This window comes from Mesorhizobium sp. BR1-1-3 (assembly GCF_020165455.1).
Taxonomy (GTDB): Bacteria; Pseudomonadota; Alphaproteobacteria; order Rhizobiales; family Rhizobiaceae; genus Mesorhizobium; species Mesorhizobium ciceri.
Genome location: NZ_JAIUIC010000015.1, coordinates 184,552 through 193,940, shown reverse-complemented (window position 1 = coordinate 193,940; position 9,389 = coordinate 184,552). Strand labels below are relative to the sequence as shown.

Here is a 9,389-nt window from a genome sequence, read left to right as displayed (position 1 = left end):
GGAGTAGGGGAGTAGGGGAGTAGGGCAGTAGGGCAGTAGGGCAGTAGGGCAGGACTATTCCGGTGACAGTTTTCGGATCAGAAGCCGCAAGAGCGTTCCGACGCTCTCACTGCGGGCCATCAATGATTTGATCGTCTCGTGCGAGGCGATTCCGACGCGTTGCGCGATCAGCAGATGGGTCTCCAGTTCCTTGAGTGATCCCTGGGCGATCCTGAGAAATTGCTGATAGGAAGCTCGGCTTTCTCGCCCGTAACCTTCGGCAATGTTGGCGGGAACGGAGGTGGCTGCACGGCGTACCTGAGTCGTCAGGCCGTAGAGCTCATCCCTTGGCCAAGCTCTGGTTGTTTCGTAGATCGATACCGCCAGATCCATAGCTTGCTGCCAGACAATTAAATCCCTGTACGATTCAATCTTGGCCGTCATCCTTGCCCTACTGCCCTACTGCCCTACTGCCCTACTCCCCTACTCCCCTACTCCCCTACACATTCAGCAACAAATACTCCCGCTCCCACGGACTGATCACTTCCATGAAGGTCTCGAATTCCGCGCGCTTGATCGCCGCATAGGTCGCGGCGAACGACTTGCCCAGATGAGCGCAGAGTTCCTCGTCGCCCTCGAACAGGTCGACGGCTTCGAGCAGGCCGCGCGGCAGGTCGATCTCGTCGGCATTGGCCGTGGTCAGGACCGGGGGCTCGGCCTTGATCTTGTTGGTGATGCCGATCAGCCCGCAGGCAAGCGATGCCGCCAGCGCCAGATAGGGATTGGCATCGGAGGACGGGATGCGGTTTTCGACGCGCCGTGCCGCCGGATCCGAGCGTGGCACGCGAAACGCCGTGGTGCGGTTGTCATAGCCCCATTTGTTGTTGACCGGCGCCGACGCCGCCTGTGTCAGCCGGCGGTAGGAATTGACATAGGGCGCGAACATCACCAGCGCGTTCGGCACATGCTTCTGCATGCCGCCGATAAAGTGGAAAAAATCGTCGGTTTCCGAGCCGTCAGCGGCCGAAAAGATGTTCTGTCCGGTCTTCTTGTCGATGATCGACTGATGGATGTGCATGGCGGAGCCGGGTTGCCCCTGGATCGGCTTGGCCATGAAGGTGGCGTAGATCTCGTGCTTCAGCGCCGCCTCGCGAATGGTGCGCTTGAACATGAACACCTGGTCGGCCAGTTCGATCGGGTCGCCATGGCGCAGATTGATCTCCAACTGGCCGGCACCTTCCTCGTGGATCAGCGTATCGATCTCCAGGCCCTGGCTTTCGGAGAAATGGTAGATGTCGTCGATCAGTTCGTCGAATTCGTTGACGCCGGCGATCGAATAGCCGGCGCCGCCGCCGATCGCGCGTCCCGACCGGCCAACCGGCGGGGTCAGCGGATAGTCCGGGTCGGGATTCTTGCGCACCAGGTAGAACTCGATCTCGGGCGCCACCACAGGCTTCAGGCCGAGCTTGTCATAGGCGGCCACCACACGCTTCAACACGTTGCGCGGCGTGAACTCGACCGAGCGTCCGTCCTGGTGGACGAGGTCGCAGATGACCGCTGCCGTCGGGTCTTCTTCCCAGGGCACCACCGTCAGCGTCGACAGGTCGGGCATCAGTTTGAGGTCGCCGTCGTCTTCGGGGTAGTGGAAGCCGTTGCCATCCTCGGGGTAGCCGCCGGATATCGTCGTCATGAAGACTGCCGACGGCAGCGCCAGCGAGGTGTTGGAGGTGAATTTCTTCGATGGCATCATCTTGCCACGCGCGACGCCTGCCTGATCGGGCGTGATGCACTCGATGTCCTCGATGCCGCGCCATTCCAGCCAGGCGCTGACTTCCTTCCAGTTCTTGACGCCTCGTTGGTTTTTCACGAAGGCAGGCGTGCGGGCGCGTCCTCCGCGGCTCGACGGACGGACTTCCTTTTTTGCAGGCGGCATCATTCACCAGATTGGGTTGCGGATTGTGGAGTATAGCCGTGCCCTCCTATGGAAGGGAAGGGGAGCCGCGTCGGGCATTGCCCGGTGCGGTTGAAAAACACGCCAATCGGCTTAGTTTCGGCCGTCCCAATTCCAATCGAGGCGTTCAATGCGGCGCAATGACAAACTGACGACGATCGGCTTCGACGCCGACGACACGTTGTGGCAGAACGAGCAGTTCTTCCGGCTGACGGAAAAGCGCTTTGCCGCCATGCTCGTCGACCATGGCGAAGCGGAGCACATCTCGGCACGATTGCTGGAGGCCGAAAGGCGCAACCTCGCTGTCTATGGCTTCGGCATCAAGGGATTTACCCTGTCGATGATCGAGACGGCGATCGAGGTCACGCAAGGCCGCGTGCCGGGCTCGGTCATAGCGGAGATTCTCGATGCCGGCCGCGAGATGCTGAGCCATCCGATCGAGGCCTTGCCGCACGCCCGCGAGACGGTCGAAAAGCTTGCCGGCGCATTCCGCCTCGTGCTGATCACCAAGGGCGACCTCTTCGACCAGGAGCGCAAGCTGGCTGGCTCAGGCCTTGGCGATCTGTTTGACGCGGTCGAGATCGTCAGCGACAAGAATGCTGCCACCTATAGCAGGCTCTTCAAGCGCCACGGCGATGGTCCGGCGAAAAGCATGATGGTCGGCAACTCGCTGAAGTCGGATGTGGTGCCGGCCATCGAGGCCGGCGGGTGGGGTGTTCATGTGCCGCATGAACTGACCTGGGTGCTGGAGCATGTCGAAGCGCCGGTAACCGAATCGAGGTTCCGCCAGATATCCGATCTCGGACAACTGCCCGGACTGATCGAAAGCATCATCGATCCCTGATCGCCGGGCGATCCGTGGTCGCCCGGCCTTACCTGGTTTCGATTCCGGACGGAAAAACCGCTACACACTTTCCCGCAATTGCCTCAGCGGCCGATCAGGCGATCGATCACCGGTTGCAACCGTTCGGGCGTGATCGGCTTGGCGATCACCACGTCGATGACACCAGACAGGCCCAGGCTTTCCGTGGTGCCATTCTTGGTTGACAGCAGGATTACCGGTGGCAGCGATTTGCCCGAGGCGCGGCGCAACGCGTCGATGCTGGACATCAGATTGTCGCAGTCCTTGTTGTCGGCGCCGCCGTCAAGGACAACCGCGCCGGGAATGAGCGACCGCAAGATCCTTGCCGCCGTGTCGGGAGATTCCGAAATCGGCTTGAGCCCGGATCGCTCGACGATCTTTGAAATCACCACGCGATTGATTGGCGACCTGCCGACGACAAGCACCTGCGACGGATCACGGATCGCCTCGGTGGTTGAGCCGCGGGTCACCAGATTCGGATGTCTTGGAGTCTCGCCTTCGCGATTCACCGGGCACACAAGTCAGCCAAGAAGCTCGCCCCTATTTCAATGCAGAGTTGAATCCGGAGCGCAATTGGCGTGAGATCGCAGCCTATGTCAAGTTGAAATAAAAGTGCCCGAAATCATCGCCGGGACAGTGAATTTCAAGCAACGCTACTGTACTCGACTGTCCACACGCGCATTTCATAAAAAGAAATTCACCTGCGCAGGGGCTGCGCAGGTGAAGGGTCGGTTGCATGGATTTCAGTCAGCCGTGGCTCTGCTGCGTGACGATCACCGGGATCAGCAGATCGCCCCAGTTGCCGTCGCCGCCGTGATGTCGTGCCGAGCGCACGAGTTCCACCGAGACGCCCGCCTCGACCGCCTTCATAACCGACTGGTTGAGGCGGTGCAGGTCGTTGGCCAGCATGCGGATCGTCGCCTGCTGGTCGACGCTCATCGTCGTCGACTGTTCCTCGGCGCGTTCCTTGACGCGGCTTATCGATGCCATTGGTTTTCTCCTTGTGTCCCAAGCCCTGTCGGGCGTTTCCTCTGAGTTTTTCTGTTCGCTATTCGGCGGCCGGTTTGAACTGCGCGTGCTCCGTCGATTCATGCATGGCGGTGGTCGACGACTGGCCGCCGGTGATCGCCATCGACACGGCGTCGAAATAGCCGGTGCCGACCTCGCGCTGATGCTTGGTCGCGGTGTAGCCATCGGCCTCGGCCGCGAACTCCGCTTCCTGCAACTCGGAATAGGCCGCCATCTGCCGCGCCTTGTAGCCGCGCGCCAGTTCGAACATGCCGTAGTTGAGCTGGTGAAAGCCGGCGAGCGTGATGAACTGGAACTTGTAGCCCATGGCGCCGAGCTCCTTCTGGAACTTGGCGATCGTCGCGTCGTCGAGGTTCTTCTTCCAGTTGAACGACGGCGAGCAATTGTAGGCGAGCAGCTTGTTGGGGTGATGCTTGCGCACGCCGTCGGCGAATTTCCTGGCCTGTGCCAGGTCCGGCTTCGAGGTCTCGCACCAGATCAGATCCGCGTAAGGCGCATAGGCGATGGCGCGGGCAATGCAGGGCTCGATGCCGTTCCTGACATGATAGAAACCCTCAATCGTGCGCCCGGCGTCGTAGTCGACGAAAGGCTGGTCGCGCTCGTCGATGTCGGAGGTGAGCAGCTTGGCGGCTTCCGCATCGGTGCGCGCGACGACCAGGGTCGGCGTGCCCATCACGTCCGCCGCCAGGCGCGCGGCGTTGAGGTTGCGGATGTGCGCCGCAATCGGGATCAGCACCTTGCCGCCGAGATGGCCGCATTTCTTTTCCGACGCCAACTGGTCCTCATAGTGGACGCCGGCGGCGCCCGCCTCGATGAAGGCCTTCATGATTTCGAAGGCGTTGAGCGGCCCGCCGAAGCCGGCTGCGGCGTCGGCAACGATCGGCGCGAACCAGGTTTCGACCGAAAGCCCATTGCCTTCGGAGGTCTCGATCTGGTCGGCGCGCTGCAGCGTCCGGTTGATGCGCTTGACCAGTTCAGGCGCCGCATTGGCCGGGTAGAGCGACTGATCCGGATACATCGCGCCAGCCGTGTTGGCGTCGGCGGCAACCTGCCAGCCCGACAGGTAGATTGCCTTCAGCCCGGCGCGCACCTGCTGCATCGCCTGATTGCCGGACATGGCGCCGAGCGCGTTGACGAAGTCCTCCTCGTGGATGAGCTTCCACAGCCGATTGGCGCCCATTTCCGCAAGGCTCTGGCGGATCTGCACCGAACCGCGCAGACGCTTCACATCCGCCGCCGAGTAGGGTCGTTCGATACCGTCGAAGCGACCTTCCGGCGCCGATGGGACGAGGTTGTAAAAATCAGTCATTGGTCACTCCGAGGAATTGCTGATCTGTGTCAAGGCGTCAATCATTTGGGGGTAGTTGGGTATGACTGGATTTACATTTCTGCGCGAAATCAGCCACAAAAATCAGGTAAACTGAGAGGATATAAGAGAAAACCTGTGTTGCGTTTGACAGAAGTGCGTTGTAAATTTGTCATTATTGTAAAAGGCCCGTGCCCAGGAATTCGTGTAAATTGCTGTAAAGGACAGTCCATGGCTGACCAGAAGATCTTCGCCGGGCCGCGCATCCGCCGCATTCGCAACGCCAAGGGCCTGACCCAGACGGCGATGGCCGAGGGTCTCGGCATTTCGCCGTCCTACCTCAATCTGATCGAGCGCAACCAGCGGCCGCTGACGGTGCAGCTGATCCTCAGGCTGGCCTCCGTCTACAAGGTCGATCCACACGAGCTGCAGGGCGAGGCGAGGGGATCTGTCGCTGCCTTGAAGGAAGTGTTCACCGATCCCCTGCTGGTCGGCGAGTTGCCGGGTGATCAGGAACTGATCGAGCTTGCCGAGGCGGCGCCCAATGCGTCCGCGGCGGTGATAAAGCTGTTCCGCGCCTATCGCGAGCAGGCCGAGCGCCTGTCCGACCTCAACGAATTGCTGGCACGCGAGGGTCGGGCGACGGCGCTTTCCGGCGCCCGCCTGCCGATCGACGAGGTGCACGAGATTTTCGAGCGCCGGCCGAACCATTTCGCTGCCCTCGAGGAGGAGGCCGCGGCGTTCACCTCGGTGCTCGATCCCGGCGACGATCTGTTCGGCGCGCTGAAGGCCTGGCTGAAGCGCGAATATGGCATCGTGGTCAAGGTGCTGCCGGTCGCGACCATGCCGAACTGGCGCCGCCGTTATGATCGTCATTCGCAGCGCCTGTTCCTGTCCGAACGCCTGTCGCCGTTCGACCAGTTGCGCGAAGTCGCGATGGAGGCCTGCCTGATCCGCATGACGGTCGCGGTCGCCGGCGAGATCCAGGCGCTCAAGCTGAGCACCGACGAGGCGCGCCGCCTGGCCCGCTTCGAACTTGGCCGTTATGCGGCGCATGCGCTGATGATGCCCTATCAGGCCTTTCACGCGGCTGCCGTGCGCGCCCGCTATGACATCGATGTCCTGCGTTCGCGCTTCGGGGTCTCCTTCGAACAGGCGGCCAACCGGCTGACCATGCTGCAGCGGCAGGGTGCCTCGGGCGTGCCGTTTTTCATGCTGGAGGTCGACAATGCCGGCAACCGCTTCCGCAAGGCCGGCAGCCAGGGCTTTCCTCAAAGCCGCTTTGGCGGCGGCTGTCCCAAGCTGCCCGTGCATGTCGCCTTCACCCAGCCCGGCCAGGTCTTCGTCGAGGCAGTGGAAATGCCCGACGGCGCCGAGTTCCTGTGCATCGCCCGCACGCTGGAAGGGCCGCAAGGCGCATTCTCGGAACGCCCGCGCCGCACCGCGCTGCTGCTCGGTTGCGACATCGGCTTTCGTGACGATATCGTCTATGGCGCGGCATTGCCCGGTGCGGCAATCACCGCAAAGGCCGGCACCGTCGCGGCGACGCCGGTCGGGCCTGCTTGCCGGCTTTGCGAACGCGTCGGCTGCCTGGCGCGGGCAGAACCGCCGGTGACGCGCCCGCTCGGCCTCGACGAGATGGTGACGGGCCTGAGTGCTTTCGATTTTCAGTGACGCCGTGTTCTTCTGAAATGGAGGAAGGTGCCACAATTGTCGGCGGCCGCTGGCTCAGTTCCGGCCTGCGCCTTTGCGTTACGCCAACAGAGCATCTTTTTGTCGTCCCTTGCGCATCGTCCCGTCCACAAGAGCCCGACAGTGGCAGCCATGATCGATACCGCATCGCCGATCGTCGCATCGCCAGCCGTCTCGCCGCGCGAGGAGCGCGTCGGCATGCTTTTGGTCTTCCTGTCGGCGCTGATGTGGAGTTTCGGCGGCGCCATCGCCCGCTTCATCACTGTCGGTGACAGCTGGACGGTCATTTTCTGGCGATCCGTGTGGGCAGCCGCCTTCCTGGTCTGCTTCATGGTTTGGCGTGACGGCTGGCGTGGCATGCTGAAGCTGTTCCGTGACATGGGGTTGCCCGGCCTTGCCGTCGGGATCTGCTTTGCCACGGCATCGACCGCCTTCGTCGTGGCGCTCGCCTACACCACCGTCGCTAACATCCTTTTGATGCAGGCAGGCGTGCCGTTGCTGGCGGCGCTGTTTGCTTGGGCATTGTTTCGCGAAAGGGTTGGTGTCGCGACCTGGGTGGCAATCGCCGCCGTCATCACCGGCGTCGCCATCATGGTGTCGGAATCGCTCGATGGCGCCGTCTCGCCCATAGGCGATGGGCTGGCGCTGTTGATCGCGGTCATGTTTTCAGTCGCCACCGTCATCACCCGGCGGTTCTCCGGCGTGCGCATGACGCCGGCGACGTGCCTCGGCACCATGCTCGCGGCCGGCTTTGCCGTCTCGCAGGCATCGACCCTCACCGTATCTGTCAGTGACATGGGCTTTCTGTTTGCCTTCGGCGTGGTCAATCTCGGCCTCGGCCTGGCCTTCTTCGCCACCGGCGCGCGACTGATCCCGGCGGCCATCGCGGCGCTGCTCGGCACGTTCGAGCCGATCCTCGGCCCGATATGGGTCTGGCTCATTCATTCCGAGGTGCCGTCGGGGCGCACCATCATCGGCGGCGCGGTTGTGGTCACGGCGCTGCTCGTCCATATCGGGCTCGAATTCAAGCGCCAGGCAAGGCCCGAACGCGCAGGGGTCACCGGGGTGCCGTCACCTAATTGAAGCGGCCTGCAGCTTTGCCATTGACAACGTCGCTGCGGCACGGGCAGGCTGGGAATACGGCAACAACAAGACAGGCGTATCTTGCCAAGTCTCCCAGCCGGTCCGATCGGGACCGGACCATATCGTCGTATCTCTGCCCGCGCCATGGCGAAAGCCTCTGACGGTATTGGCACGCCTCCCAGGCCGCCTCAGGGGCATCCAACCATCTCATCGAACCGCCTGCATGGTCTCGGCAGTTCGCGCTTGTCGCCCCTTGGAAAGCTCAATAGTCTGAAGAAAATGCCGGTCGCGCTGATGTCGCGACGAGCCGGTGAAGGAACACTCATCAAAGGAGAATAGCATGATCCGCAAAGCGCTCTGGCTTTCGGCAACGTCGGCATTCCTGACATTTTTCACCGTCGGCGGTCACGCCGAAGATCGTGTCGTCAACGTCTTCAACTGGTCAGACTACATCGACAGTTCGATCATCGACGATTTCACCAAGGAAACCGGCATCAAGGTCGTCTATGATACCTTCGATTCCAACGAAATCCTCGAGACCAAGCTGCTTGCCGGCGGCAGCGGCTATGACGTCGTCGTGCCCAGCGGCAATTTCCTTGCGCGCCAGATCCAGGCCGGCGTGTTCCAGAAGCTCGACAAGTCGAAGCTGCCCAACATTTCCAACATGTGGGATACGGTTTCGGAACGCACGGCCAAGTACGACCCCGGCAACGAATACTCGGTCAACTACATGTGGGGCACGGTTGGCATCGGCTACAACATCAAGAAGGTGCAGGCGGCGCTCGGCACCGACAAGATCGACAGCTGGGATGTCTTCTTCAATCCCGACAGCCTGGCCAAATTGAAGGACTGCGGCGTCTACGTGCTGGACTCGCCGGCCGACATCATTCCGGCTGCACTGAAATATCTCGGCCTCGACCCGAACAGCACATCGCCCGACGATATCGCCAAGGCCGAGGAGACCTTGCTCAAGGTCCGACCTTATATCAGGAAGTTCCATTCCTCCGAATACATCAACGCGCTCGCCAACGGCGATATCTGCCTGGCCGTCGGCTGGTCGGGTGACGTGTTCCAGGCCCGCAATCGCGCGGTCGAGGCCAAGCAGGGCGTCGAGATCGGCTATTCCGTGCCGAAGGAGGGTGCGCAGATGTGGTTCGACCAGATGGCGATCCCTGCCGACGCGCCGCATGTCGCGGAGGCGCTCGAGTTCATCAACTACATGATGAAGCCGGAAGTTATCGCCAAGTCGTCGAACTACGTGCTCTACGCAAACGGCAACAAGGCTTCGCAGCAATTCGTCGACAAGGCACTGTTGGAGGATCCTTCGGTTTATCCCGATGCCGAGACCATAAAGAAGCTCTACACCGTCTCGCCATACGATCCCAAGACCCAGCGCGTCATCACGCGCACCTGGACCAAGATCGTCACCGGCCAGTAAGCAATCCGACACGGTCCCGGCAGCCACCTGCCGGGACCGTTTTTACCTG

9 protein-coding genes are annotated in these 9,389 nt (G+C 61.8%); 4 read left to right on the top strand and 5 right to left on the bottom strand.

All coding sequences use genetic code 11. The annotated features are described in order from the left end of the window. Positions 1–54: 54 nt before the first annotated feature. Complete coding sequence (locus LB559_RS28090; protein WP_063172828.1) at positions 55–423, bottom strand: four helix bundle protein; 369 nt, start codon at positions 421–423, stop codon at positions 55–57. A 55-nt stretch (positions 424–478) separates the two neighbouring features. After that, positions 479–1,915: a glutamine synthetase family protein gene (locus LB559_RS28085; protein ID WP_027035719.1), complete on the bottom strand. Its 1,437-nt coding sequence runs from the start codon at positions 1,913–1,915 to the stop codon at positions 479–481. A 145-nt stretch (positions 1,916–2,060) separates the two neighbouring features. On the opposite strand from LB559_RS28085, the gene LB559_RS28080 reads away from it, so the two are divergent. Next, complete coding sequence (locus tag LB559_RS28080; RefSeq protein ID WP_013530243.1) at positions 2,061–2,774, top strand: HAD family hydrolase; 714 nt, start codon at positions 2,061–2,063, stop codon at positions 2,772–2,774. An 83-nt stretch (positions 2,775–2,857) separates the two neighbouring features. On the opposite strand, the gene LB559_RS28075 is transcribed toward LB559_RS28080, so the two are convergent. From LB559_RS28075 to aceA, 3 genes are all read right to left on the bottom strand, one after another. Next, complete coding sequence (locus LB559_RS28075) at positions 2,858–3,262, bottom strand: response regulator (RefSeq protein WP_224621462.1); 405 nt, start codon at positions 3,260–3,262, stop codon at positions 2,858–2,860. 277 nt (positions 3,263–3,539) lie between these two features. Next, positions 3,540–3,782 (bottom strand): hypothetical protein, encoded by a 243-nt coding sequence (locus LB559_RS28070; RefSeq protein ID WP_006202762.1) that lies wholly within the window; start codon positions 3,780–3,782, stop codon positions 3,540–3,542. 58 nt (positions 3,783–3,840) lie between these two features. Continuing rightward, positions 3,841–5,130, bottom strand: coding sequence for an isocitrate lyase (gene aceA, locus LB559_RS28065; RefSeq protein WP_224675491.1), 1,290 nt, complete (start codon positions 5,128–5,130; stop codon positions 3,841–3,843). 228 nt (positions 5,131–5,358) lie between these two features. Here aceA and LB559_RS28060 point away from each other — a divergent pair, with 228 nt between their 5' ends. The 3 genes from LB559_RS28060 to LB559_RS28050 all read left to right on the top strand — a co-directional run bounded on the left by LB559_RS28060 (position 5,359) and on the right by LB559_RS28050 (position 9,340). Continuing rightward, positions 5,359–6,801 (top strand): short-chain fatty acyl-CoA regulator family protein, encoded by a 1,443-nt coding sequence (locus LB559_RS28060; protein WP_013530246.1) that lies wholly within the window; start codon positions 5,359–5,361, stop codon positions 6,799–6,801. 150 nt (positions 6,802–6,951) lie between these two features. Next, the gene (locus tag LB559_RS28055) at positions 6,952–7,902 is read left to right on the top strand and encodes a DMT family transporter (protein WP_063170073.1); all 951 of its coding nucleotides are present in this window, start codon (positions 6,952–6,954) and stop codon (positions 7,900–7,902) included. Positions 7,903–8,242: 340 nt separating this feature from the next. Further along, positions 8,243–9,340 (top strand): polyamine ABC transporter substrate-binding protein, encoded by a 1,098-nt coding sequence (locus LB559_RS28050; RefSeq protein WP_013530248.1) that lies wholly within the window; start codon positions 8,243–8,245, stop codon positions 9,338–9,340. The last annotated feature ends 49 nt before the right edge of the window (positions 9,341–9,389 follow it).

Bases quoted from the DNA above. Each gene is read 5' to 3' on its own strand.
- LB559_RS28090 (WP_063172828.1), bottom strand. From the start codon at position 423: ATGACGGCCAAGATTGAATCGTACAGGGATTTAATTGTCTGGCAGCAA.
- LB559_RS28085 (WP_027035719.1), bottom strand. From the start codon at position 1,915: ATGATGCCGCCTGCAAAAAAGGAAGTCCGTCCGTCGAGCCGCGGAGGA.
- LB559_RS28080 (WP_013530243.1), top strand. From the start codon at position 2,061: ATGCGGCGCAATGACAAACTGACGACGATCGGCTTCGACGCCGACGAC.
- LB559_RS28070 (WP_006202762.1), bottom strand. From the start codon at position 3,782: ATGGCATCGATAAGCCGCGTCAAGGAACGCGCCGAGGAACAGTCGACG.
- aceA (WP_224675491.1), bottom strand. From the start codon at position 5,130: ATGACTGATTTTTACAACCTCGTCCCATCGGCGCCGGAAGGTCGCTTC.
- LB559_RS28060 (WP_013530246.1), top strand. From the start codon at position 5,359: ATGGCTGACCAGAAGATCTTCGCCGGGCCGCGCATCCGCCGCATTCGC.
- LB559_RS28055 (WP_063170073.1), top strand. From the start codon at position 6,952: ATGATCGATACCGCATCGCCGATCGTCGCATCGCCAGCCGTCTCGCCG.
- LB559_RS28050 (WP_013530248.1), top strand. From the start codon at position 8,243: ATGATCCGCAAAGCGCTCTGGCTTTCGGCAACGTCGGCATTCCTGACA.